Raw genomic sequence first — 25,359 nt, forward strand, 5'->3', positions numbered from 1 at the left:
ACAACTACGGCCTGGGCCGTAGGTCAGGCGAGCATAAGCGCGGCCTGACAAATAAGTTTTCACCGCTGTAGAGGATGATCCCCATGGATGTCGTTAAAAAGAAACACTGGTGGCAAAGCCCGCAGCTGACATGGTCTGTGATTGGCTTGCTGTGCCTGCTGGTGGGTTACCTTGTCGTTTTGATGTACGCCCAGGGGGAGTACCTGTTTGCCATCCTGACGCTGATTTTAAGCTCAGCTGGCCTGTATATCTTTACCAACCGCAAGGCCTATGCCTGGCGCTATGTCTACCCGGGGCTCGCCGGGATGGGGCTGTTCGTCCTGTTCCCGCTGGTCTGTACCATCGCCATCGCCTTCACCAACTACAGCAGCACCAACCAGCTAACCTTTGAGCGCGCTCAGGAAGTGCTGATGGATCGCTCGTTCCAGGCCGGTAAATCCTACAACTTCTCGCTGTTCCCGGCGGGAGATGAGTGGAAACTGGCGCTGACCGATGGCGACAGCGGCAAAAATTACGTCTCCGATGCCTTTAAACTCGGCGGCGAGCAGAAACTGGCCTTAAAAGAAGCTGAAGCGCTGCCGGAAGGTGAACGCGCAAACCTGCGGATCATCACCCAAAACCGCACCGCGCTGAACCAGCTGACCGCCATCCTGCCTGACGACAGCAAAGTGATCATGAGCTCACTGCGCCAGTTCTCCGGTACCCAGCCGCTGTATACGCTGGCCAATGATGGCACGCTGGCCAACAACCAGAGCGGCGTAAAATATCGTCCGAACAATGACGTCGGTTTCTACCAGTCCATCAACGCCGACGGTAGCTGGGGCGCTGAGAAGCTGAGCCCGGGCTACACCGTCGGGATCGGCTGGGATAACTTCACCCGCGTCTTTACCGACGAAGGGATTCAGAAACCGTTCTTCGCTATCTTCGTCTGGACGGTGGTCTTCTCAGTCCTGACCGTGATTCTGACCGTGGCCGTGGGCATGATCCTCGCCTGCCTCGTACAGTGGGAATCCTTGAAAGGTAAAGCGATTTACCGTGTTCTGCTGATTCTGCCTTACGCCGTACCGTCGTTTATCTCGATTCTGATTTTCAAAGGGCTGTTCAACCAGAGCTTTGGTGAAATCAACATGATGCTCAGCGCGCTGTTCGGCATCAAACCGGCCTGGTTCAGCGACCCGACCACCGCGCGTTCGATGATCGTCATCGTCAACACCTGGCTGGGCTACCCGTACATGATGATTCTGTGCATGGGCCTGCTGAAAGCGATTCCTGACGACCTGTACGAAGCATCGGCAATGGACGGCGCCGGTCCGTTCCAGAACTTCTTTAAGATTACGCTGCCGCTGCTGATTAAGCCGCTGACGCCGCTGATGATCGCCAGCTTCGCCTTTAACTTTAACAACTTCGTGTTGATTCAGCTGTTAACCAACGGTGGTCCGGACCGTCTCGGCACCACCACGCCGGCCGGTTATACCGACCTGCTGGTCAGCTACACCTACCGTATCGCCTTCGAAGGCGGCGGCGGTCAGGACTTCGGTCTGGCGGCAGCGATTGCCACCCTGATCTTCCTGCTGGTGGGCGTACTGGCGATTGTTAACCTGAAAGCCACACGAATGAAATTCGACTAACTGGAATAACCAGGCGTCATTGACGCAGCCAGTTTGGGCCCGGCCAGCGCGCAAGAACCGGAGCGTACACGTAGTACGTGAGGATGATGAGCACTGCCCGGGTTCAAAATGGCAAGTGAGATAGCCTGGAGCGGTATCAAGGGGAATAAAAATATTATGGCTATGGTACAACCCAAATCTCAGAAGCTGCGTCTGCTCACCACGCACCTCCTGCTGCTGGTTTTCATCGCGGCGATTATGTTCCCGCTGCTGATGGTTATTGCTATCTCTCTGCGCGAGGGTAACTTCGCCACCGGCAGCCTGATCCCGGACCAAATCTCCTGGGAGCACTGGCGGCTGGCGCTGGGCTTCAGCGTCGAACACGCTGACGGCCGCGTCACCCCGCCACCTTTCCCGGTTCTGCTATGGTTGTGGAACTCGGTGAAAGTGGCCGGGATCACCGCCATCGGTATCGTGGCGCTGTCCACGACCTGCGCCTACGCCTTTGCCCGTATGCGCTTCCCGGGCAAAGCGACCCTGCTGAAAGGGATGCTGATTTTCCAGATGTTCCCGGCGGTGCTGTCGCTGGTGGCGCTATACGCCTTGTTTGACCGCCTCGGCCAGTATTTACCGTTCGTCGGCCTGAACACCCACGGCGGCGTCATCTTCGCCTATATGGGCGGCATCGCGCTGCACGTCTGGACGATTAAGGGCTACTTCGAAACCATCGACGGCTCGCTGGAAGAAGCGGCGGCGCTGGATGGCGCGACGCCGTGGCAGGCCTTCCGTCTGGTCCTGTTGCCGCTGTCGGTACCGATTCTGGCCGTCGTATTTATTCTGTCGTTCATTGCTGCGATTACCGAAGTCCCGGTAGCCTCGCTGCTGCTGCGCGATGTGAACAGCTATACCCTGGCCGTAGGTATGCAACAGTATCTCAACCCGCAGAACTACCTGTGGGGTGACTTTGCCGCTGCGGCGGTGCTCTCCGCCATTCCGATTACGGTTGTCTTCCTGCTGGCCCAGCGCTGGCTGGTTAACGGCCTGACGGCAGGCGGGGTGAAAGGTTAAGTTTCATCGTTATACCCGCCCCAAATTTCAGAGGAGGGACGGTGACTTAGTTGCTGTACACGAACCCCAACCGGGTACGGCAACTACCGCCCTCAGCTGAAAAAGTAAGGCAAATGCCACTGCTATCCTCAACTGGACCCTACATAAATTAAGTTTTGTGACTGTTGGTCAGCGGCCTCTGGAGGCCGCTTTTTTTTATTCACGTTTCAGGCGGTTGGAGTTACACAGCCACAGCGTAATCACCAGAATCAGGATCGCTGCCGAATAGATAAGCACCGCCATCGGCGATTCGTGATCGACAATAATCAGACGCACAATCGCCGTAATGCCGATATAGACAAAATAGCGCAGCGGAAAGTGAAAGCCCGACTCAAAGTACTTCACAATCAGCGCGATAAACTCGAAATAGAGAAAATAAACCACCAGCCCTTCGACCAGCTTGTACTTACTCACCGGCTCCGGAGTAAACAGGACATGCGCCAGATGGAACGTCTCTTTCCCCAGAAAAACCACCAGGATGACCCCCAGACACAGCAGCGCCAGATTCAAAACTGCCTGCATGGCGGTCGCCACAAAATTGACCAACGGACGATAGACCGACGGCATATGCGTACCTCTTATATTCGTTATTCCTGCCGATCTGTATAACGCAAAAACGTGATCCAGATCGATATTATTCGTTAACTTTTTGCGTCTGTTGCGTCAAATGTAACAATCACTTGCCAGACTGGCGGGTTAAAAAGGATACAGCAATGCTGACAATACGTACGGCGCACCGGGAAGACGCTCCCCTGCTGAGTGAAATGGGGAACGCCAGCTATCGCCACCACTTCGCCCACCTCTGGCACAGCGCCAGCGAGCTGGCGCACTTCCTCCAGCAGGAGTACTCCCTGCCCGCCCTTCACCGCAGCCTCGCCGATGAGCGCAGCTGCTGGCTGATTGCCGAAGCCCGGCATCCTGTCGGCTTCGCGAAATACAGCTGCCATCAGCCGATAGCGTCCGATGGTCCGCGCGGCACGTTACTGCATAAGCTCTATTTACTGCCGACTGAAACAGGGCATGGCTACGGTGAGCAGATTTTTAGCGCCGTTGAAGCGCGGGCAAAGGCGGCGGGTGACGACTGGCTGTGGCTGGAAGTCCTCGCCAGCAACCCCGGCGCCAGGCGTTTTTATGAGCGTTCAGGTATGCAATATGTGAAAGACAGCGTATTCCGCTCCGCAACCCAGACGAGCACGCTACATATTCTGGCCAAACCTATCTGAGAGGCGCTATGCACACTCTTCGTGAAACCGGCATCCGCAACGTCACCAGCGGCGAGAACGTGGTGATTTATCAACCTGCCAATCTCTATGACTGCACGCTTGGCGATAACGTCTTTGTCGGGCCATTCGTCGAAATTCAGGGCAATACGCGCATCGGTGCCGACAGTAAAATCCAGTCCCATACCTTTATCTGCGAGTATGTCACGATCGGCGAGCGTTGCTTTATCGGCCACGGCGTGATGTTTGCCAACGATATGTTTCGCGAGGGCCGCCCCGATGCCAACCGGGAAAACTGGGGGCGAATTACGCTTGGCAACGATGTTTCTATCGGCAGCGGCGCGGCCATTCTGGCGGTCAGCATCTGCGATGGCGCGGTGATTGGCGCCGGGAGCGTGGTCACGAAATCGATAACAGAAAAAGGCGTCTGGGCGGGTAACCCGGCGAAACTGCTGCGGCGGCTATAAACAAAAATGCCGCCCCGGAAGGTCGGCATTGAGATCGGTTCGCTGGACGTCTGCTGGGCGGCGGCTGACGCCTTGCACGGCCTACAAAACACAGTCGTCGGCCCGCGCAAGCAACGCGCCGCCGGGTGAATGCAGAAAGCACATAGCCTGAATACCGATCGCCCTGACCGGTATTCAGGCACCGGCGCCTTATGCGCGCCAGGCTTTGTAACGGTTAATCAGGCCGTTCGTCGAGCTGTCGTGGCTGCTGATTTCTTCGCCATCTTTCAGCTCTGGCAGAATGCGGTTTGCCAGCTGTTTACCTAACTCAACGCCCCACTGGTCGAAGGTGAAGATGTTGAGGATCGCGCCCTGGGTGAAGATCTTATGTTCATACAGGGCAATCAGCGCGCCGAGGCTGAACGGGGTGATTTCACGCAGCAGGATGGAGTTGGTCGGGCGGTTGCCTTCGAACACTTTGAACGGCACCACGTGATCCAGGGTTGCCGGATCTTTACCCTGGTCACGATACTCCTGCTCAACCACTTCACGGGATTTACCGAACGCCAGCGCTTCGGTCTGCGCAAAGAAGTTAGACAGCAGCTTCGGATGGTGATCGGAGAGCGGGTTATGGGTAATGGCCGGGGCGATAAAATCGCACGGTACCATTTTGGTCCCCTGGTGAATCAGCTGATAGAACGCGTGCTGACCGTTGGTGCCCGGCTCACCCCAGATGATCGGGCCGGTCTGGTAATCTACGGCGTTGCCGTTACGGTCAACGTATTTGCCGTTAGATTCCATGTTGCCCTGCTGGAAATACGCCGGGAAGCGGTGCATGTACTGGTCGTACGGCAGAATGGCTTCGGTTTCAGCACCGAAGAAGTTGTTGTACCAGATGCCGATCAGCGCCAGCAGCACCGGCAGGTTTTTTTCTGGCGCGGCGGTGGAGAAGTGTTTGTCCATCGCATGCGCGCCGGAGAGCAGCTCAACAAAGTTGTCGAAGCCCACGGACAGGATAATGGACAGGCCGATGGCTGACCACAGGGAGTAACGGCCGCCAACCCAGTCCCAGAACTCAAACATATTGGCAGTATCAATCCCGAACTCGCCCACCGCTTTGCCATTGGTGGAGAGTGCGGCGAAGTGTTTCGCCACGTGCTTCTCATCGCCCGCGGTCGCCAGGAACCAGTCGCGCGCGCTGTGGGCGTTAGTCATGGTTTCCTGGGTGGTGAAGGTTTTCGACGCAACCAGGAACAGGGTGGTTTCCGGGTTCACCGTTTTCAGCACTTCGGCGATGTGGGTGCCATCGACGTTAGATACAAAGTGCATATTGAGATGGTTTTTATACGGGCGCAGCGCTTCGGTCACCATGAACGGGCCGAGGTCAGAGCCACCGATACCGATATTCACTACATCGGTAATCGCTTTACCGGTATAGCCTTTCCAGCTGCCGGAGATGATCGCTTCAGAGAAATGCTTCATCTTTTCGAGAACAGCATTCACTTCCGGCATCACATCTTTGCCATCAACAATAATCGGGGTATTGCTACGGTTGCGCAGAGCAACGTGCAGAACAGCGCGATCTTCAGTGCGGTTGATCTTCTCACCGGAGAACATGGACTTGATCGCCCCTGCCAGATCGGTCTCTTTCGCCAGATCCTGCAGTTTGGTCAGCGTCTCTTCAGTGATGCGGTTTTTGGAGAAATCCACCAGCATCAGATCGTCGAACGTTGCGGAAAACTTAGAAAAACGGTCGCTATCTTGCGCGAAAAGCTCGCTGATAGTGACATCTTTCATTTCATCAAAGTGTTTCTGTAATGCCTGCCAGGCAGAGGTCTGCGTTGGGTTGATGTTTTTCATTAGCAATACTCTTCTGATTTGAGAATTGTGACTGCGGTCGATTGTAGCGCCGGCGGCAAAAAATTGTGATGATTTTTATGTTATGCCTATGACACGTGTCAGGAATAGGGTCAGTTCGGGGCAAAAAGCCTCTACTAGTATAGCCATCATAAGGCTTTTTTCTGTTAATCACCCCCGCATGAAAAATCCGCATAACCGCAACGTTGACATACCTACTCCGAAGCCTTTATATAACTGCACTGCCTGCATTTATGCAGGTTTGTATTGCTCGCGCATTTCACGCTACAGCGAAAGGGTATTGCAGGGGGATCATCACCAGCGCCCCCAGGCAAAGTGAAAGACGTCGGTAATTGCCAGAAGAGGTGCGTTGCCCAGGTAACCGTATTGGAGGAACCAGTCCGGCGAAAATACGTGAGGGGGAGCAACGCCGAGGTGATAAAGCGTCTGGTACGCACATCACCGGCCACAGGGGCTGAATCCCCTGGGTTGTCACCAGAAACGTTCGCAGTCGGGCGTTTCATACCCAGGAACTGACGCAAGGCGTTGGGGAGCGGGTCTACAAGGTGGAGCACTTCTGGGTGACATCGTAGCTGTTTATTGCTCTGCGCCCACCCTGTTTTTCGCTCTTCCCTTGTGCCATGGCTGAATAATTTGGCCTGGCTTATTAAGACATTTTATTACTGTAAGTTGGTGTCCAGCCCAGCCCCACTCAGGAATCGTTTTAATAAGTCAGGCCCCCCTGACACGAGGTTGTTATGACAGATTTAGTTGTAGCCAAATTCGGCGGCACCAGCGTTGCCGATTTCGATGCCATGAATCGCAGCGTTGATGTTGCGCGACTTGATGAGAACACGCGCGTCGTGGTGTTATCGGCCTCTGCGGGTGTGACCAATCTTCTGGTTGCTTTGGCTGAAGGGCTGGAACCCGCTGAGCGTTTTGAAAAGCTCGAATCGCTGCGCCAGATTCAATTCAATATCCTGGAGCGTCTGCGCTATCCCAACGTGATTCGCGAAGAGATCGAGCGTCTGCTGGAAAATATCACCACCCTGGCAGAAGCCGCTGCGCTGGCAAGTTCCGCTGCGCTGACCGACGAGCTGGTCAGCCATGGCGAACTGATGTCCACCCTGCTGTTTGTCGAAATTCTCCGCGAGCGCGGTATTGCGTCACAGTGGTTCGATGTACGTAAGATTATGCGCACCAACGATCGCTTCGGCCGCGCCGAGCCAGACATTGCCGCACTCGCCGAGCTGACGCAGCTGCAGCTGACTCCGCGGCTGGCTGAAGGTCTGGTGGTCACTCAGGGCTTTATCGGCAGCGAAGCCAAAGGCCGTACCACAACGCTGGGCCGCGGCGGCAGCGACTATACCGCCGCTCTGCTGGGCGAAGCGCTGAACGCCAGCCGTGTCGATATCTGGACCGATGTCCCGGGTATCTACACCACCGACCCGCGCGTCGCGCCGGCGGCAAAACGCATTGATGTCATCGCATTTGCCGAAGCGGCAGAAATGGCCACCTTTGGTGCCAAAGTGCTTCATCCGGCCACCCTGCTGCCCGCCGTGCGTAGCGATATTCCGGTGTTCGTGGGATCCAGCAAAGAACCCACCGCCGGCGGAACGCTGGTGTGTAATAAAACCGAAAATCCGCCGCTGTTCCGCGCGCTGGCCCTGCGCCGCCGCCAGACGCTGCTGACGCTGCATAGCCTGAATATGCTGCACTCTCGCGGCTTCCTGGCGGAAGTATTCGGGATCCTCGCGCGCCACAATATTTCCGTGGATCTGATCACCACGTCCGAAGTCAGCATCGCGTTGACTATGGATACCACCGGTTCAACCTCCGCCACCGATACTCTGCTGACGCAGGCGCTGCTGACCGAACTCTCCTCCCTGTGCCGCGTAGAAGTGGAGCAGGATCTGGCGCTGGTGGCGTTAATCGGTAACGAGTTGTCGCGCGCCTGTGGCGTGGGCAAAGAAGTTTTCGGTGTCCTGGAGCCGTTCAATATTCGTATGATTTGCTACGGCGCATCCAGCCATAACCTCTGCTTCCTGGTGCCTGGGGCGGATGCCGAGAAAGTCGTGCAGAAATTGCATCATAATTTGTTTGAATAATATTTCTTCACGCGATAAAAATTACCTATAGCCGGGCTCGAACCCGGCTTTTTTATAACTATATCAACACAACATCCCCTCAATCGTTCGGGCGACGGGCCGGTGCGACGCCCCCTGATGCACAGCAGACAACGTGCCCGGGGAAACAGACACCGCCTGCGCACGCGTTGCCCGAAGGATGAGGCGTTAATCGCAAGGAAAACAACATGCTCGCTACTCTGACGAGGCTGTTCCCGTTATGGGCGCTGCTGCTCTCTGTTCTGGCTTATTATACCCCGTCGACCTTTACGCCCGTCGGGCCGTGGGTCACCACGCTGCTGATGCTCATCATGTTCGGAATGGGGGTGCATCTGAAACTGGATGACTTTAAGCGCGTGCTGTCGCGCCCGGCGCCGGTTGCTGCAGGTATTTTTCTTCACTATCTGGTGATGCCTCTCGCCGCCTGGGCGCTGGCGCTGCTGTTCCATATGCCGCCTGAGCTGTCAGCCGGCATGGTACTGGTCGGGAGCGTCGCCAGCGGGACAGCATCGAACGTGATGATCTATCTCGCGAAAGGCGATGTGGCGCTGTCTGTCACCATCTCATCTGTTTCTACGCTGGTCGGCGTGGTTGCCACGCCGCTGCTGACGCGGCTGTATGTGGATGCGCACATTCAGGTCGACGTAATGGGGATGCTGCTCAGCATCCTGCAGATCGTCGTGATCCCGATTGCGCTGGGCCTGGTGATTCACCATACGCTGCCCAAAGTGGTGAAAGCGGTTGAACCTTTTCTGCCCGCCTTCTCGATGATCTGCATCCTGGCGATTATCAGCGCCGTCGTCGCCGGCTCCGCCTCCCATATCGCTTCGGTGGGCCTGGTGGTGATTGTCGCGGTGATCCTGCATAACGCCATCGGTCTGCTCGGCGGCTACTGGGGCGGGCGGCTGTTTGGCTTTGACGAGTCAACCTGCCGGACGCTGGCGATTGAAGTAGGGATGCAAAACTCTGGTCTGGCTGCCGCGCTGGGGAAAATCTACTTCGGCCCGCTCGCCGCGCTGCCCGGTGCGCTGTTTTCAGTCTGGCACAACCTGTCCGGTTCGCTGCTGGCGGGCTACTGGTCCGGGAAACCTACCGCCAAAACGTGAACAAACGCTAATATTCACTCACCCGGGCCAACGGCCCGGGTAATTTCCCCGTTTACGCGTTCCTCAACGGGACTAACGCGCTGTCCGTCGGCCCGCGATTACCGTACACTGGGTTATCCGGCAGACTGAGGGCACCACTATGGCACTTCCCCGCATTACGCAAAAAGAGATGACAGAGCGCGAGCAACGCGAACTCAAAACGCTGCTTGACCGGGCCCGAATTGCGCACGGCCGTCCGCTGACCAACGCGGAGACCAACGCCGTCAAGAAAGAGTACATCGACAAGCTGATGGTGCTGCGAGAAGCCGAAGCGAAAAAGGCCCGCCAGTTAAAGAAAAAGCAGGCCTACAAACCCGATAGCGAAGCATCATTTTCGTGGTCGGCGAGCACGCCAACGCGCGGCAGGCGTTAACGCCCTTTCTTTTTACGCCCCGGCTGAGTAAAACGTTTTCCGTTAGACGCCGGGCGCCCTTTCTCGTTTTTCTCACTGCTCTTTTCAATCTTCACCACCGGACGTTTGATCCCGGCGGTTTTCGGTTTGGCTTTCGCCTTCGGTTTGGCCTCAGAGGATGAATTCTCAATCAGCTTAAACAGCGCCACCAGCTCATCATCCGTCAGGTCGCGCCACTCACCAAGCGGCAGTCCCGACAGCCCGACGTTCATGATCCGCGTCCGTTCCAGCTTCGTGACCTCATAGCCAAAGTGCTCGCACATCCGGCGAATCTGCCGGTTCAGGCCCTGAACCAAGGTAATACGGAACACGAACGGCGCTTCCTTCCTGACTTTACACTTCTTCGTCACCGTGCCAAGAATCGGGACGCCAGCGCCCATACCGCGGATAAACTCCTCGGTCACCGGCTTGTCCACCGTCACCAGATACTCTTTCTCGTGATCGTTGCCGGCACGCAGGATCTTATTCACCAGATCGCCGTGGTTGGTCAGAAAGATCAGCCCCTGAGAGTCTTTGTCCAGTCGACCAATCGGGAAGACACGCTTGCTGTGGTTAACAAAGTCCACAATGTTATCGCGCTCGCTGTCTTCCGTTGTGCTGACAATACCGACCGGTTTATTCAGGGCGATGAAGACCAGATCTTCGGCCTCGCGCGGCTCGATCAATTGACCGTTGACCTTCACGACATCGCCAGGATTAACCTGATCGCCAATGGTCGCACGCTTGCCATTGATAAAAACATTGCCTTGTTCAATGTAGCGATCGGCTTCGCGACGCGAGCAAATTCCGCTTTCACTGATGTATTTATTGAGTCGGGTTGATGAGTCGGGCAGCATAAATTCTCCTGTAAAAGCGAAATATACCTCAGGCCGCGGACAATCAAAAATAATCGCGTCTCCACGACTCGCCGCTAAATGTGATCCGTCACACCTTTCTACACAAAAGTGTTCCACCCCGTGCCGTGCAATTCTGCCCGGCGAAAATAAGCAGAATCAAACCATTAGCTCATCACGCACAAACGTGCCATCTCCAGGCAGGCCAGCAATCAAATGTGCAAAACAAATCGCCACCTTATGGTGATGATATAGCGGAAAATTGCTTTGTCGCCGGCGATAGTTGGGGTTATATCAGATCAAGAGAGCAAGAATACCGTTTGCACAAATGTGCAGGAGCCCAAAGATGGCGATCGAAAATAGCGATGATATCCGCTTAATCGTTAAAGTTGCCCAGCTCTATTATGAGCAGGAGATGACCCAGGCGCAGATTGCCCGTGAGCTGGGTATTTACCGCACCACGATCAGCCGCCTGCTAAAACGCGGTCGTGAGCAGGGTATTGTCACCATCGCCATCAACTACGACTACAACGAAAATCTGTGGCTGGAACAGCAGCTGAAGCAAAAGTTCGCTCTCAAAGAGGCGGTGGTCGCCTCCTGCGAGTCATCACAGGAAGAGGACCAGCTGAGCACCATCGGGCAGCATGGCGCTCAGCTGGTCGACCGCCTGCTTGAACCTGGCGATATTATCGGCTTTTCCTGGGGGCGGGCGGTTCGTGCGCTGGTCGAAACGCTACCGCAGGCCAGTCAGTCGCGGCAGGTGATTTGCGTACCGATTATCGGCGGCCCCTCGGGCAAGCTGGAGAGCCGGTATCATGTGAACACGCTGACCTACGGTGCCGCCGCCAGGCTGAAAGCCGAATCGCATCTTGCTGACTTCCCGGCGCTGCTGGAAAACACATTGATTCGCAACGGTATTATGCAGTCCCAACATTTTAAAACGATTTCATCCTACTGGGAGAATCTCGATGTGGCGCTGGTGGGTATCGGTTCCCCGGCGATTCGCGATGGCGCCAACTGGCATGCGTTCTATGGTAGCGAAGAGAGCGATGATCTTAACGCGCGACACGTCGCCGGCGATATTTGTTCACGCTTTTATGATATCAACGGTATCGCCGTTGAAACCAATATGAATGAAAAAACGCTCTCCATCGATATTGCCAGATTAAAACAGGTGCGTTATTCCGTGGGTATCGCCATCGGCGAAGAAAAATATACCGGAATTATTGGCGCATTGCGCGGGGGTTATATTAACTGTCTGGTGACGAATCGAGAAACCGCAGAACGGTTACTGAAATAAAAGACGTTTTCTTTTGACGCAGCTCGCGCTGCGTGGGATCCCTTTACCTGAAAATGAGATGACGATTATGCAAACATGGCTAAATCTGCAAGATAAAACAATTATTGTTACCGGTGGCGCGTCGGGAATTGGTCTGGCAATTGTTGACGAGTTATTAAGTCTCGGTGCAAATGTCCAGATGATCGATATTCACGGCGGTGACAAGCATCACCACCATGACCATTACAGGTTCTGGCCTACGGATATTTCCAGCGCCAGCGAGGTGAATCACACCGTCGAACAGATTATTCAACAATATGGTCGTATCGATGGTCTGGTGAATAATGCCGGGGTGAATTTTCCGCGTCTCCTCGTCGATGAGAAAGCCCCGGCAGGACGCTATGAACTCAATGAGGCCGCCTTTGAAAAGATGGTGAACATCAACCAAAAAGGGGTCTTTCTGATGTCGCAGGCGGTGGCCCGGCAGATGGTGAAACAGCGCGCAGGCGTCATTGTTAACGTCTCGTCAGAAAGCGGGCTGGAAGGCTCTGAAGGTCAGAGCTGCTATGCCGCGACCAAAGCCGCGCTGAATAGCTTCACGCGTTCATGGTCCAAAGAGCTGGGGAAACACGGTATCCGCGTTGTGGGCGTGGCGCCTGGCATCCTCGAAAAAACCGGGTTGCGCACGCCGGAATACGAAGAAGCGCTGGCCTGGACGCGCAATATCACCGTCGAGCAGCTGCGCGCGGGCTATAGCAAAAACGCGATACCGATTGGTCGCTCCGGTCGTCTGAGCGAAGTAGCCGACTATGTCTGCTACCTGCTGTCAGAGCGGGCAAGCTATATAACCGGAGTAACCACTAACATCGCCGGCGGAAAAACCCGCGGATAAGGAGTCGATATGGTGAATGTGATTTTCTGCGCCCACGGTCAGCTGGCCTGCGCCATGCTGGATTCGGTGCGCATGGTCTATGGTGACGTGCAGGCCAGCGCCGTGGCATTTATGCCCGGCGAAAACGCCAGCGACATCGCCACCAGGCTGGATGAGTTAGTAAGCACTCACAATGACAGTGAGTGGCTGATCGCCGTCGATTTACAGTGCGGCAGCCCGTGGAATGCCGCTGCCGGGCTGGCGATGAAAAACCCGCGGCTGCGGGTCATCAGCGGCCTCTCATTACCGCTGGCGCTGGAACTGGTGGATAACCAGCAGACCCTGACCGCAGACGCCCTGTGTGCACATCTGACGACCATTGCCAGCCAGTGCTGCGTGGTCTGGCGACAGCCGGAAACCATTGAGGAGGATTTTTGATGAACATTACGCTTGCCCGTATTGATGACCGCCTGATCCATGGCCAGGTGACCACCGTGTGGTCAAAAGTCGCCAACGCCCGGCGCATTATTATCTGCAACGACGAGGTCTATAACGATGAGGTACGTCGGACCTTACTCCGCCAGGCCGCGCCTCCGGGCATGAAGGTCAATGTCGTTAACCTCGAAAAAGCAGTCGCCGTTTATCACAACCCGCAATATCAGAACGAGACCGTTTTTTATTTATTTACCAACCCTCAGGATGTTTTAACGATGGTCAAACAGGGGGTCAATATTGCCACCTTAAATATTGGCGGAATGGCCTGGCGACCGGGTAAAAAACAATTAACCAAGGCAGTCTCTTTAGACGACGAGGATATTCATGCATTTCGTCAACTGGATAAGCTGGGCGTAAAACTGGATTTGCGTGTGGTGGCATCAGATCCGTCCATTAATATCCTCGACAAAATAGCCGAGCACACTGCCACAGAATAAAACAGCGCCTGTATTTTGCACATCGTTATTCTGCATGGCACACCCTGGAAATAGACTTAGCACAATCTTTGGTGACAGGTTTAAAAATATAAAAGCCATACCGTGACCGTCAGAGTAATACCGTGTTAATGCCGTAACAGGCAGGGATTTGCATACCCTCAAGGTGACATATTATGGAAATCAGTACCCTACAAATAATCGCCATATTTCTTTTTTCCTGTATTGCCGGAATGGGCAGCGTACTGGATGAATTTCAGACGCATCGCCCGTTAATTGCCTGCACGGTCATTGGCTTAATTCTCGGTGATTTAAAAACCGGGATTATGCTCGGCGGCACGCTGGAACTGATCGCACTCGGCTGGATGAACGTCGGCGCCGCGCAATCGCCGGATTCGGCGCTGGCCAGCATTATCTCCGCGATTCTGGTTATCGTCGGCCATCAAAGTATCGCCACAGGGATCGCCATCGCGCTGCCGGTGGCCGCAGCAGGCCAGGTGCTCACCGTTTTCGCCCGCACCATCACGGTGGTCTTTCAACACGCAGCGGACAAGGCGGCGGAGGACGCGCGTTTTCGCACTATTGACATGCTGCATATCTCGGCGCTGGGCGTACAGGCGCTCCGCGTCGCGATTCCGGCACTGGTGGTCTCGCTGTTTGTCAGCGCCGACATGGTCAGCAACATGCTGAACGCCATTCCGGAATTTGTCACCCGCGGCCTGCAAATCGCCGGTGGTTTTATTGTGGTGGTGGGCTACGCCATGGTGCTGCGCATGATGGGCGTCAAATACCTGATGCCGTTCTTTTTCCTCGGTTTTCTGGCGGGAGGCTATCTCGATTTCAGCCTGCTGGCCTTCGGCGGCGTGGGCGTCATTATCGCGCTGATTTATATCCAGCTGAACCCGCAATGGCGTAAGGCTGAGGCCCCGCAGGCCTCCGCCTCTTCCGCCGCCCTTGACCAACTTGACGACTGATGGAGCCCGTTATGGAACCGAAAAAACTCACCCAAGGCGACCTGGTTAACATCTTTCTGCGCTCCAACCTGCAGCAGGCCTCCTTCAACTTTGAACGCATTCATGGCCTCGGCTTTTGCTACGACATGATCCCGGCGATCAAGCGTCTCTATCCGCTAAAAGAGGATCAGGTGGCGGCGCTAAAACGCCATCTGGTGTTCTTCAACACCACTCCCGCCGTCTGCGGCCCGGTGCTGGGCGTCACCGCGGCGATGGAAGAAGCGCGCGCCAACGGCGCGGCCATCGACGATGGGGCGATCAACGGCATCAAAGTTGGCCTGATGGGGCCGCTGGCCGGGGTCGGCGATCCGCTGGTCTGGGGCACGTTACGCCCGATTACCGCGGCACTCGGCGCGTCGCTGGCACTCTCGGGAAACATACTAGGCCCATTACTCTTTTTCTTCATTTTCAATGCAGTACGCCTGGCAATGAAATGGTACGGCCTGCAGCTTGGTTTCCGTAAGGGGGTCAATATCGTCAGCGATATGGGCGGTAACCTGCTGCAAAAACTGACCGAAGGGGCCTCTATTTTAGGTCTGTTCGTGATGGGCGTGCTGGTCACCAAGTGGACCTCCATCCACGTGCCGTTGGTAGTGTCGCAAACGCCAGGGGCCGACGGCACCACCGTCACCATGACCGTACAAAACATCCTCGACCAGCTTTGTCCCGGCCTGCTGGCGCTGGGCCTGACGCTGTTGATGGTGCGCCTGCTCAATAAAAAAGTTAACCCGGTATGGCTGATCTTTGCCCTGTTTGGTCTGGGGATTATCGGTAACGCACTGGGCTTCTTGTCCTGATTATTCGGCCCCGGTCGCGCCGGGGCCACTTCAATAAGCTAACCCCGTAGTAAAAGGGGATGAGGTGGTAAACATGAAAACGACAGCTCTACGCCTTTACGGTAAACGCGACCTGCGTCTGGAAACCTTTGCACTCCCGGAAATGCAGGAGGACGAGATCCTCGCCCGCGTGGTCACCGACAGCCTGTGCCTCTCTTCCTGGAAGGAGGCCAACCAGGGGGAAAACCATAAAAAGGTGCCGGACGACGTGGCGGTGAATCCGATTATCATCGGCCATGAATTCTGTGGCGAAATCCTCGCGGTCGGGAAAAAGTGGCAGCATAAATTCCAGGCCGGCCAGCGCTATGTGATTCAGGCCAACCTGCAGCTGCCGGATCGCCCCGATTGCCCCGGCTACTCCTTCCCATGGATCGGTGGCGAAGCGACTCACGTGGTGATCCCGGATGAGGTCATGACGCAAGATTGTCTGCTCACCTGGGAAGGCGATACCTGGTTTGAAGGCTCGCTGGTCGAACCGCTCTCCTGCGTGATCGGTGCATTCAACGCCAACTATCATCTGCAGGAAGGGAGCTATAACCATGTGATGGGCATCCGGCCTCAGGGCCGCACGCTGATCCTCGGCGGTACCGGCCCAATGGGGCTGCTGGCGATCGACTATGCGCTGCATGGACCGGTTAACCCTGCCCTGCTGGTCGTGACCGACACCAATAAGCCAAAGCTGAGCTACGCCCGTCAGCATTATCCGTCAGAGCCGCAAACGTTGATCCATTACCTCGACGGCCACGATGCCGGACGCGAAACGCTGATGGCGCTGACCGGCGGCCACGGCTTCGATGATATTTTTGTGTTCGTGCCGAATGAGCAGCTGATTACCATGGCGTCTTCGCTGCTGGCCCCGGACGGCTGCCTGAACTTCTTTGCCGGTCCGCAGGATAAGCAGTTCAGCGCCCCGATAAACTTTTACGACGTGCATTATGCCTTTACGCATTACGTCGGGACTTCCGGCGGCAATACTGACGATATGCGGGCCGCCGTGGCGCTGATGCAGGCGAAAAAAGTCCAGGCGGCGAAAGTGGTGACCCATATTCTCGGACTGAATGCGGCGGGTGAAACAACCCTCGATTTGCCGGCCGTCGGCGGTGGTAAAAAGCTGGTGTATACCGAAAAATCGCTTCCCCTGACCCCTCTTGGCGCTATTGCTGACCCTGAGCTGGCGGCCATTATGGCGCGTAATCACGGGATCTGGTCCGCCGAAGCGGAACGGTACCTGCTGGCCCACGCACCGGACATTGCTCATGATTAATCGCGAAACACAGCTCTGCATGTCGCTGGCCGGCCGGCCAGGCAACTTCGGCACCCGCTTTCATAACTATCTGTATGAGAAGCTGGGGCTAAATTTTATCTATAAAGCCTTTACCACGCAGGATATCGCCGCCGCGGTGGGAGGAGTACGGGCGCTGGGGATTCGCGGTTGCGCGGTCTCGATGCCGTTTAAAGAGAGCTGTATGCCTTTCCTTGACGCTATCGACCCTTCGGCCAGGGTGATTGATTCCGTCAATACCATCGTGAACGACAACGGCAGATTGACCGGGCTCAACACCGACTATATCGCGGTGAAGAGCCTGATCGACAGCCACCAGCTGGATACCCGTGCCAGCGTGATGATTCAGGGCAGCGGCGGCATGGGGAAAGCGGTTATCGCCGCCTTTCGCGACGCCGGCTTCCGCGATGTGGTTATCGCCGCCCGCAATCGCGATAGCGGCCTGGCGCTGGCGAAACAGTACGGTTTTCAGTGGCAGCCGCAGCCTGAAGGGATCAGGGTCGATATTCTGGTCAACGTCACGCCGCTCGGCATGGCCGGCGGCACGCATAGCGACACTCTGGCGTTCAGCCAGTCGATGGTTGGGCAGGCTCAGGTGGTGTTCGACGTGGTGGCGCTGCCGTCGGAAACACCGCTGATTCGTCTGGCGCAGAAGCTGGATAAACAGATTATCAGCGGCGCAGAGGTGATTGCGCTGCAGGCGGTGGAACAATTCGTGCTTTATACCGGCGTCCGTCCGGATGCCGCTCTCGTCAACGAGGCGGCGGCATTTGCGCGGGCGGGGTAAGCCTGAGCGCCAGGGAGGGCGCTCTTTCCCCGGTTTCCTACTCCGGTTCCATACGCTTTGCCTTCCGTTAACCGTCCCCCTCTTCTCACGCGTCACCGCAGCAAGAGGCCCGATGACGCGCCGCCACCTTGCAACATCGTGAGCCATATCAGTGAGCCTGCGGGCAAGCGGTGGTAGGATCCTCTGCGACTCTGTAACCTGGCTAAATGGAGAAAAGATGGAACTGCTGTTATTGAGTAACTAGTCGCTGCCTGGCAAAGCATGGCTGGAACATGCGCTGCCGCTAATTGCCGGACAGCTAAACGGACGCCGTTCCGCGGTGTTTATCCCCTTTGCCGGAGTGACGCAAACCTGGGATGACTACACGGCCAAAGCCGCCGCGGTGCTCGCCCCGCTCGGCGTTTCCGTCACCGGTATTCACAGCGTCGCCGACCCCGTGGCGGCGATTGCAGCCGCTGAAGTGGTGATTGTCGGCGGCGGCAATACTTTTCAGCTGCTTAAAGAGTGCCGCGGACGCGGGCTTCTGGCGCCCATTGTGGACGTTGTGCAGCGTGGCGCGTTGTACATTGGCTGGAGCGCGGGCGCAAACCTCGCCTGCCCGACCATCCGCACCACCAACGATATGCCGATTGTCGATCCGCAGGGGTTTGACGCGCTGGGGCTGTTCCCGCTGCAGATTAACCCGCACTTTACCAACGCGCTGCCGGCAGGACATCAGGGCGAAACCCGTGAGCAACGTATTCGCGAACTGCTGGTCGTGGCCCCGGAGCTGACGATCATCGGCCTGCCGGAGGGCAACTGGATTCAGGTGACACAGGGGCAGGCCACCCTCGGCGGCCCGAATCCGACGCTGCTGTTTAAAGCCGGTGAGGAAGCGCTGCCTCTGCAGGCTGGTCACCGCTTTTAAAATGACGGTTCCCGGCTTGCGGCGTCAGCGTCGCCGCCGGGATATCGCCCCCGTGACCGGTTAATCCGCCGACGGGGGAAACGACTTAGTATTCATCCCGATCGTCATCTTCATCCGGCTGCTCCATCACGCTATAAGCCACCGAGCAGAACAACGAGTTCAGGCGTTTCATATCCCCCAGTAACCCCAGATGCAGCGAGCTGGTCTCGATACTCTGCACGTTCTGCTGGTGCAGACGGTCGACGTGCGCGTGCGAGTAGCGGCGGTTCAGGATGCGGAAACGATGCTTGTTGCGGCGCAGGCGTCGGGCGCTCGGGACATCGCTGGAGAAAAAGACCGACATCGCCAGCTGCAGGTTGCTGAGCAGCTGCTCGTACAGCCCGTCCAGCTCCTTCAGCCCTTCCACTGAAAAGGCGCGGCGCGCCGCCAGCGATTTATCGGCGATTTCGCTGCCCATTCTCTCAACGATATCGGAAGCCTGCTCGAGATTGAGCGCCATTTCGATGATCTCCGCCCAGCGGCGGGACTCTTCTTCGGCCAGCTCGTCTTTCGGCATGCGGGCCAGATAGAGCTTGATCGCGGTGTAGAGCACGTTGATATCGTCCGCCAGCCTGCGCAGCTCTTTCTCCTCCCGCGGCTCGCCGTGCATCACCTTGTGCAGCCCCTCGAGCATCTGCTCCATCGCGTCGCCAATGCGCAACGTTTCGCGCGCGGCATTGGCCAACGCCAGCGCCGGCGTATCCAGCGCCGTAGTATCCAGATGTTTTGGTTTGAGATGGAGGTCCTGCTCGGGATCTTCATGAATCATCCGTTTGCAGAGTCTGGCCATGGGCTCGGCAAAGGGCACCATCGCCACGCAGCGAATCAGGTTGTAGAAGACGTGGAAGTAGATAACCAGTTCCGATTCCGGCAGCGGCATACGATGCATCGCATCGGCCAGCACATGCACAAACGGCAGAATAATCAGGCTGCCCACCAGCTTGAACAACAGACTGCCGAGCGCCACGCGGCGCGCAGAAGCGTTGGCGGCGCTGTTGTTGATCATCGCCAGAATCCCCGAGCCGAGGTTGGCGCCAATCACCAGGCACAGCGCAACCGGAAATGAAATCACCCCGGTTGAAGTCAGCGTTGCCGTTAGCAGCACGGCCGCCAGGCTGGAGTAGCTGATAATGGCAAACATGGCACCAATCAGCGCGTCGAGCATAATGTCGCCGGTCAGCGAGGCGAAAATCACCTGCACGCCATTTGCCTGGGTGATGGGATGAACCGCCTGCACAATCAGTTCCAGCGCTAACAGAATCAGCCCCAGGCCGATCCCCACCCGTCCGAGCTGGCCGGCACGCGTTTGTTTGCGCCCGAGGAAAAAAATCACGCCGATAAAAATCAGCAGCGGCGACAGCCACGACAGATCGAAGGTCAGCACCCTCGCCATCAATGCGGTCCCCACATCGGCCCCCAGCACAATCACCAGCGCAGGCGTCAGCGCGACCAGATCCTGAGCGACGAATGAGGTCACCAACATGGTGGTGGCATTGCTGCTCTGGACCAGAGCCGTGACGCCAATCCCCGCGCAGAAGGCGAGCGGTTTTTTCTCAACGCTACTACTGAGGACGGAACGCAGGCGCGCGCCAAATACGCGCATCACGCCGGTACGAACAATGTGGGTGCCCCAGACCAGCAGGGCAACAGCAGACAGCAGATGCAGCAGAGTTAACACGGATTCTTATTCTCCTTATTACCCGACGGACAGATACCGATAACCCGTCCTGAACGCACCGGGCTTATCCGGGAGATATCGTCCGGGGCGATATCAGTCGATGCCGGCCGTTGTGGATCAATACACCAGTATAAGGGTTTAACCACAATAAAGAGACAGGGCGCCATAATGGCGCCCTGTAAGTTGTAAGCTAAGTTGTCAGCTAAGTTGTCAGCTAAGATGACGGATTGGTGACTGCTCGCCTTCTAGTCCGCGTCATATCCCAGGTTTGGCGCCAGCCAGCGTTCAACTTCCGCAGGCGTCATCCCTTTACGCCGGGCATAATCTTCCACCTGATCGCGCTGAATTTGCGCCACCGCGTAATACTTACTGTCAGGATGGCTGAAGTACCAGCCGGAAACCGATGCGCCCGGCCACATGGCGAACGACTCGGTCAGCTTCATGCCGGTATGCGCCTCGACATCCAGCAGTTCCCAGATCACCGCTTTTTCGGTGTGCTCCGGACAGGCCGGGTAGCCCGGCGCAGGGCGAATCCCCTGGTAGTTTTCGCGGATCAGCTCCTCGTTACTGAGGTTCTCATTCGCCGCGTAGCCCCAGTAGACCTTACGCACACGTTCATGCAGGTATTCGGCAAACGCTTCCGCCAGACGGTCGGCGATGGCTTTGACCATGATCTTGTTGTAATCATCGTGCTGCGCATCAAACGCTTCCGCCAGCGCGTCCTCTTCCAGCCCGCCGGTCACCGCAAACGCGCCGAGGTAGTCAGCTTTGCCGCTGAGCTTCGGCGCCACAAAATCGGCAAGGCAGTAGTTGGCAAAGCCGACTTTCTCCGTCTGCTGACGCAGATGGTGGCTGACCGTCAGCACATGGGTGCGGGTTTCATCGCGGTAGATTTCAATATCATCCCCCACCCGGTTGGCCGGGAATAACCCCACCACGCCGCGCGGATTCAGCGTCTTCTCTGCGCTCAGTTTATCCAGCATCTCGTTCGCATCGTGGAACAACCGCTTCGCTTCTTCGCCCACCACCTCGTCTTCGAGGATACGCGGGTATTTGCCGGCCAGCGACCAGGTCATAAAGAATGGCGTCCAGTCGATGTAGTTACGCAGGGTTTCGATGCTCGCTTCCACGCTCTGCACGCCCAGACGATGGGCAACCGGCGGCGTGTAGCTGGCCCAGTCAAAGGCCAGATCGTTATCACGAGCGGCAGCCAGGGTCACCGGCGGCGTGCGCGGTTTCTTGCGAGCGTGCTGGATACGCACGGTTTCGTACTCGCGACGCGTGCGCGCAACAAAATCATCGTGCTGCGTGTCGGAGAGCAGAGCCGAGACCACGCCCACGGTGCGCGAGGCATTCTGAACGTAGACCGTCGGGCCGCTGTAGTTCTGCTCGATTTTGACCGCCGTATGGGCCTTCGACGTCGTGGCTCCGCCAATCAGCAGAGGAATCGTAAAGCCCTGGCGTTCCATCTCTTTCGCCACATTGACCATTTCGTCCAGCGACGGGGTAATCAGCCCGGAGAGGCCAATCAGGTCGGCATTCACTTCGCGGGCGGTTTTGAGGATTTTGTCCGCCGGCACCATCACGCCAAGATCGATAATTTCGTAGTTATTGCACTGCAGCACCACGCCAACGATATTTTTACCGATGTCGTGGACGTCGCCTTTCACGGTCGCAATGACCATCTTGCCGTTGCTGGAACCCTTTTCCTTGCTGGCTTCAATATACGGTTCCAGATAGGCGACCGCCTGTTTCATCACGCGGGCCGACTTTACCACCTGCGGCAGGAACATTTTGCCTTCGCCGAACAGATCGCCGACCACGTTCATGCCGTCCATCAGCGGGCCTTCAATCACTTCTATCGGACGAGCGGCCTGCTGGCGCGCCTCTTCGGTATCCAGCTCGATAAACTCGGTAATGCCTTTTACCAGCGAGTATTCAAGCCGTTTTTTCACGTCCCAGCTACGCCATTCCGCCTGCTGGGCGTTGGCGGAGTCGTCCGTTTTGCTACCGCGGTATTTTTCCGCCAGCTCCAGCAGACGCTCGGTGCCGTCAGCATGACGGTTGAGGATCACGTCTTCAACGGCATCGCGCAGTTCCACCGGCAGATCGTCATAAATCGCCAGCTGGCCGGCGTTAACGATCCCCATATCCATGCCGTTACGGATGGCGTAGAACAGGAAGACGGCGTGAATCGCTTCGCGAACCGGATCGTTGCCGCGGAACGAGAAGGAGACGTTCGAGACGCCGCCGGAAATCAGCGCGTGAGGCAGCTCGCGTTTAATGTCTTCACAGGCGCCGATAAAGTCCTGCGCATAGTTGTTGTGCTCTTCAATGCCGGTGGCGACGGCGAAGATATTGGGGTCAAAAATAATATCTTCCGGCGGGAAGCCCACCTCTTCGGTCAGAATCTTGTACGCCCGGCGGCAAATTTCGATTTTCCGCGCGCGGGTATCGGCCTGGCCAATTTCATCAAAGGCCATCACCACCACGGCAGCGCCGTAGCGACGCACCTTCTTCGCATGCTCAACGAAGGCCTCTACGCCCTCTTTCATCGAGATGGAGTTGACGATACCTTTGCCCTGAATACATTTCAGACCCTTTTCGATGACCTCCCATTTCGAGGAGTCGATCATAATCGGTACCCGGGCGATATCAGGCTCGCCGGCGATCAGATTAAGGAAACGCACCATCGCCGCTTCAGCGTCGAGCATCCCCTCATCCATGTTGATATCGATAATCTGCGCGCCGCTTTCCACCTGTTGACGGGCAACGTCCAGCGCTTCGTTATATTTTTCTTCTTTAATCAGGCGCTTGAATTTAGCTGAACCGGTCACGTTGGTCCGCTCGCCGACGTTAACAAACAGGCTGTCGTCGCCGATATTCAGCGGTTCCAGGCCGGCCAGACGGCAGGCGACCGGGATCTCCGGCAGCACGCGCGGCGCGAGGCCCGTAACGGCGCGCGTCATGGCGGCGATATGTTCCGGCGTGGTGCCGCAGCAGCCGCCGACGATGTTCAGGAAGCCCGATTCCGCCCATTCGCGAATCTGCGCCGCCATGGTGTCAGCGTCCAGATCGTATTCCCCAAAGGCGTTCGGCAGCCCGGCATTGGGGTGTGCAGTGACATAGCATTCGGCAATGCGCGACAGCTCCTGCACGTACTGGCGCAGCTCATCTGGCCCCAGCGCGCAGTTCAGGCCGAAGGTGAGCGCATCGGCGTGGCGCAGCGAGTTGTAAAAGGCTTCGGTCGTTTGCCCGGAGAGCGTACGCCCGGAGGCGTCGGTGATGGTACCGGAGATCATGATCGGCAGTTCAACGCCCAGCGCCTCAAACTCCTCTTTCACGGCGAAGATTGCCGCTTTGGCGTTCAGGGTATCGAACACGGTCTCGATCAGAATCAGGTCAACGCCCCCTTCCACCAGCGCTTTGGTGGACTCGCGGTAAGCCTCCACCAGCCCATCAAAGGTAATATTGCGGTAGGCCGGGTCGTTAACATCAGGGGAAATAGAAGCGGTGCGGTTGGTCGGGCCGAGCACGCCCGCGACGTAGCGCGGTTTTTCCGGCGTGCGGGAAGTCCACTCATCGGCGCAGGCGCGCGCCAGCTTTGCCGCGACAAAGTTGATTTCCGCCGACAGGGATTCCATCTGGTAATCCGCCATCGCGATAGTCGTCGAGTTAAAGGTGTTGGTTTCAATGATATCCGCCCCCGCCTCAAAGTAGGCGTCATGGATAGCGGTTATCACCTCCGGCTTACTGAGCACCAGCAGATCGTTATTGCCTTTCAGATCGCACGGCCAGTCGGCAAAGCGTTCGCCGCGGAAGTCCTCTTCACTCAGACGATAGCCCTGGATCATGGTGCCCATGCCCCCATCCAGAACCAGAATACGTTTTTTTAACTGCTGATGCAGTTGTTCAACTTTGCTGCTCACACTCGCTCCCGACAACGCTCAACCAGACCGAAAAAACTCAACGGACCATACTGGCATAAAGCACCAGAGCGGAAAAGAGAACGACGGGCAATATGAGACATGTTCAGCTTCACTCCTCCGATCAGTCCGGTTGTGATTGCAAATCCGGCAAATAAAATGAAAACTATTTCCACGATACAGAAAAAAGGAATCTGCGATGGCTACTCCCGTTCCCGCTAAGCGCGGCAGAAAACCCGCGACGCCCGCCGCCCCTCAGGCTGGCGGCCAGGTTCAGTCGCTCACCCGTGGATTAAAATTGCTTGAATGGATTGCTGAGTCTCACAGCAGCGTGGCACTGACCGAACTGGCCCAGCAGGCCGGGCTGCCGAACTCCACCACCCATCGTCTGCTGACGACCATGCAGCAGCTGGGCTTTGTCCGCCAGGTTGGTGAGTTGGGCCACTGGTCCGTGGGCGCACATGCCTTTGTGGTCGGCAGCAGCTTTCTGCAAAGCCGCAATCTGCTGGCGATCGTCCACCCGATCCTGCGCCAGCTGATGGAAGATTCCGGTGAAACCGTCAATCTGGCGGTGCTCGATCAAAGCGATCACCAGGCAATTATTATTGATCAGGTGCAGTGTACGCAGCTGATGCGCATGTCGGCGCCGATTGGCGGTAAGCTCCCGATGCACGCCTCCGGCGCGGGTAAAGCGTTCCTGTCACAGCTCAGCGAAGAGCAGGTCACCGGTCTGCTGCATCGCAAAGGACTGCATGCTTATACTCACGCCACGCTGGTCTCTCCGGTCCATCTGAAAGAGGATTTAGCCCAGACGCGCAAGCGCGGCTATTCATTTGACGATGAAGAACATGCCCTCGGTTTACGCTGCGTCGCCTCCTGTATTTATGACGAACACCGCGAACCGTTTGCCGCAATCTCTATTTCCGGGCCGATTTCCCGGATGACCGACGATCGCGTCACCGAACTGGGGGCGCTGGTTATTAAAGCGGCGAAAGAGGTAACCCAGGCCTACGGCGGTATGCGCTAACCTCCGGCAATAAAGCAATAAAAGGATCCTAT

The 25,359-nt window shown here is 56.8% G+C and carries 22 protein-coding genes and 1 riboswitch; of the genes, 17 read left to right on the forward strand and 5 right to left on the reverse strand.

Going from position 1 to position 25,359, the window contains the following annotated elements; translation table 11 throughout:
• Nucleotides 1-83 precede the first annotated feature (83 nt).
• Together malF and malG are read left to right on the forward strand one after the other, a co-directional pair.
• Nucleotides 84-1,628: a maltose ABC transporter permease MalF gene (gene malF, locus Q1L34_RS24715; RefSeq protein ID WP_004856427.1), complete on the forward strand. Its 1,545-nt coding sequence runs from the start codon at nucleotides 84-86 to the stop codon at nucleotides 1,626-1,628.
• Nucleotides 1,629-1,784: 156 nt separating this feature from the next.
• The gene (malG, locus tag Q1L34_RS24720) at nucleotides 1,785-2,675 is read left to right on the forward strand and encodes a maltose ABC transporter permease MalG (RefSeq protein ID WP_015585370.1); all 891 of its coding nucleotides are present in this window, start codon (nucleotides 1,785-1,787) and stop codon (nucleotides 2,673-2,675) included.
• 195 nt (nucleotides 2,676-2,870) lie between these two features.
• Here malG and psiE read toward each other — a convergent pair whose 3' ends face one another.
• Nucleotides 2,871-3,281: a phosphate-starvation-inducible protein PsiE gene (gene psiE / locus Q1L34_RS24725; RefSeq protein WP_004856423.1), complete on the reverse strand. Its 411-nt coding sequence runs from the start codon at nucleotides 3,279-3,281 to the stop codon at nucleotides 2,871-2,873.
• A 146-nt stretch (nucleotides 3,282-3,427) separates the two neighbouring features.
• On the opposite strand from psiE, the gene Q1L34_RS24730 reads away from it, so the two are divergent.
• Complete coding sequence (locus Q1L34_RS24730) at nucleotides 3,428-3,937, forward strand: GNAT family N-acetyltransferase (RefSeq protein WP_015585371.1); 510 nt, start codon at nucleotides 3,428-3,430, stop codon at nucleotides 3,935-3,937.
• A gap of 8 nt (nucleotides 3,938-3,945) precedes the next feature.
• Nucleotides 3,946-4,401: an acyltransferase gene (locus Q1L34_RS24735; RefSeq protein WP_032718538.1), complete on the forward strand. Its 456-nt coding sequence runs from the start codon at nucleotides 3,946-3,948 to the stop codon at nucleotides 4,399-4,401.
• A 189-nt stretch (nucleotides 4,402-4,590) separates the two neighbouring features.
• Here Q1L34_RS24735 and pgi read toward each other — a convergent pair whose 3' ends face one another.
• Complete coding sequence (gene pgi / locus Q1L34_RS24740) at nucleotides 4,591-6,240, reverse strand: glucose-6-phosphate isomerase (RefSeq protein WP_004856418.1); 1,650 nt, start codon at nucleotides 6,238-6,240, stop codon at nucleotides 4,591-4,593.
• A 349-nt stretch (nucleotides 6,241-6,589) separates the two neighbouring features.
• Nucleotides 6,590-6,822, forward strand: a riboswitch (Lysine riboswitch).
• Nucleotides 6,823-6,995: 173 nt separating this feature from the next.
• On the opposite strand from pgi, the gene lysC reads away from it, so the two are divergent.
• From lysC to Q1L34_RS24755, 3 genes are all read left to right on the forward strand, one after another.
• Nucleotides 6,996-8,345 (forward strand): lysine-sensitive aspartokinase 3, encoded by a 1,350-nt coding sequence (gene lysC / locus Q1L34_RS24745; protein ID WP_004856417.1) that lies wholly within the window; start codon nucleotides 6,996-6,998, stop codon nucleotides 8,343-8,345.
• 206 nt (nucleotides 8,346-8,551) lie between these two features.
• Nucleotides 8,552-9,469, forward strand: a complete 918-nt coding sequence (gene panS / locus Q1L34_RS24750; RefSeq protein ID WP_327204315.1) for a ketopantoate/pantoate/pantothenate transporter PanS — start codon at nucleotides 8,552-8,554, stop codon at nucleotides 9,467-9,469.
• Between the two features lie 139 nt (nucleotides 9,470-9,608).
• A complete protein-coding gene (locus Q1L34_RS24755; RefSeq protein ID WP_004856415.1) occupies nucleotides 9,609-9,881 on the forward strand; it encodes a YjbD family protein in 273 nt (90 codons plus the stop codon).
• On the opposite strand, the gene rluF is transcribed toward Q1L34_RS24755, so the two are convergent.
• Entirely contained in the window at nucleotides 9,878-10,756 is an 879-nt protein-coding gene (rluF, locus tag Q1L34_RS24760; protein ID WP_015585373.1) for a 23S rRNA pseudouridine(2604) synthase RluF, read from the reverse strand. The two genes, Q1L34_RS24755 and rluF, sit on opposite strands and share 4 nt — an antisense overlap.
• A 343-nt stretch (nucleotides 10,757-11,099) precedes the next feature.
• Here rluF and Q1L34_RS24765 point away from each other — a divergent pair, with 343 nt between their 5' ends.
• The 9 genes from Q1L34_RS24765 to pepE all read left to right on the forward strand — a co-directional run bounded on the left by Q1L34_RS24765 (nucleotide 11,100) and on the right by pepE (nucleotide 18,657).
• The gene (locus Q1L34_RS24765) at nucleotides 11,100-12,053 is read left to right on the forward strand and encodes a sugar-binding transcriptional regulator (protein ID WP_004856410.1); all 954 of its coding nucleotides are present in this window, start codon (nucleotides 11,100-11,102) and stop codon (nucleotides 12,051-12,053) included.
• Nucleotides 12,054-12,120: 67 nt separating this feature from the next.
• Nucleotides 12,121-12,924, forward strand: a complete 804-nt coding sequence (locus Q1L34_RS24770; RefSeq protein ID WP_004856408.1) for an SDR family oxidoreductase — start codon at nucleotides 12,121-12,123, stop codon at nucleotides 12,922-12,924.
• Nucleotides 12,925-12,933: 9 nt separating this feature from the next.
• Entirely contained in the window at nucleotides 12,934-13,341 is a 408-nt protein-coding gene (locus Q1L34_RS24775) for a mannose/fructose/sorbose PTS transporter subunit IIA (protein WP_015585374.1), read from the forward strand.
• Nucleotides 13,341-13,835, forward strand: a complete 495-nt coding sequence (locus Q1L34_RS24780; protein ID WP_032718537.1) for a PTS sugar transporter subunit IIB — start codon at nucleotides 13,341-13,343, stop codon at nucleotides 13,833-13,835. The genes Q1L34_RS24775 and Q1L34_RS24780 overlap by 1 nt, the downstream gene beginning before the upstream one ends.
• A 173-nt stretch (nucleotides 13,836-14,008) precedes the next feature.
• A complete protein-coding gene (locus Q1L34_RS24785) occupies nucleotides 14,009-14,806 on the forward strand; it encodes a PTS mannose/fructose/sorbose transporter subunit IIC (RefSeq protein WP_004856402.1) in 798 nt (265 codons plus the stop codon).
• Nucleotides 14,807-14,817: 11 nt separating this feature from the next.
• On the forward strand, nucleotides 14,818-15,642 hold the full coding sequence (locus Q1L34_RS24790) for a PTS system mannose/fructose/sorbose family transporter subunit IID (protein WP_004856400.1): 825 nt from the start codon (nucleotides 14,818-14,820) through the stop codon (nucleotides 15,640-15,642).
• Between the two features lie 73 nt (nucleotides 15,643-15,715).
• Nucleotides 15,716-16,945, forward strand: a complete 1,230-nt coding sequence (gene sorE, locus Q1L34_RS24795; protein ID WP_004856399.1) for an L-sorbose 1-phosphate reductase — start codon at nucleotides 15,716-15,718, stop codon at nucleotides 16,943-16,945.
• Nucleotides 16,938-17,750: a shikimate 5-dehydrogenase gene (locus Q1L34_RS24800; RefSeq protein WP_004856397.1), complete on the forward strand. Its 813-nt coding sequence runs from the start codon at nucleotides 16,938-16,940 to the stop codon at nucleotides 17,748-17,750. Before sorE ends, Q1L34_RS24800 begins: the two co-directional genes overlap by 8 nt.
• A 247-nt stretch (nucleotides 17,751-17,997) precedes the next feature.
• Complete coding sequence (gene pepE, locus Q1L34_RS24805) at nucleotides 17,998-18,657, forward strand: dipeptidase PepE (RefSeq protein ID WP_327204590.1); 660 nt, start codon at nucleotides 17,998-18,000, stop codon at nucleotides 18,655-18,657.
• Nucleotides 18,658-18,742: 85 nt separating this feature from the next.
• Here pepE and Q1L34_RS24810 read toward each other — a convergent pair whose 3' ends face one another.
• Complete coding sequence (locus tag Q1L34_RS24810; protein WP_004856393.1) at nucleotides 18,743-20,374, reverse strand: Na/Pi cotransporter family protein; 1,632 nt, start codon at nucleotides 20,372-20,374, stop codon at nucleotides 18,743-18,745.
• A gap of 245 nt (nucleotides 20,375-20,619) precedes the next feature.
• Nucleotides 20,620-24,303 (reverse strand): methionine synthase, encoded by a 3,684-nt coding sequence (metH, locus tag Q1L34_RS24815; protein ID WP_160873605.1) that lies wholly within the window; start codon nucleotides 24,301-24,303, stop codon nucleotides 20,620-20,622.
• Nucleotides 24,304-24,499: 196 nt separating this feature from the next.
• Here metH and iclR point away from each other — a divergent pair, with 196 nt between their 5' ends.
• On the forward strand, nucleotides 24,500-25,327 hold the full coding sequence (iclR, locus tag Q1L34_RS24820; protein WP_004856386.1) for a glyoxylate bypass operon transcriptional repressor IclR: 828 nt from the start codon (nucleotides 24,500-24,502) through the stop codon (nucleotides 25,325-25,327).
• Nucleotides 25,328-25,359: the final 32 nt, after the last annotated feature.

Origin of the sequence: Klebsiella ornithinolytica (assembly GCF_030505655.1) — a bacterium.
In the GTDB taxonomy this organism is placed as follows: Bacteria; Pseudomonadota; Gammaproteobacteria; order Enterobacterales; family Enterobacteriaceae; genus Klebsiella; species Klebsiella ornithinolytica.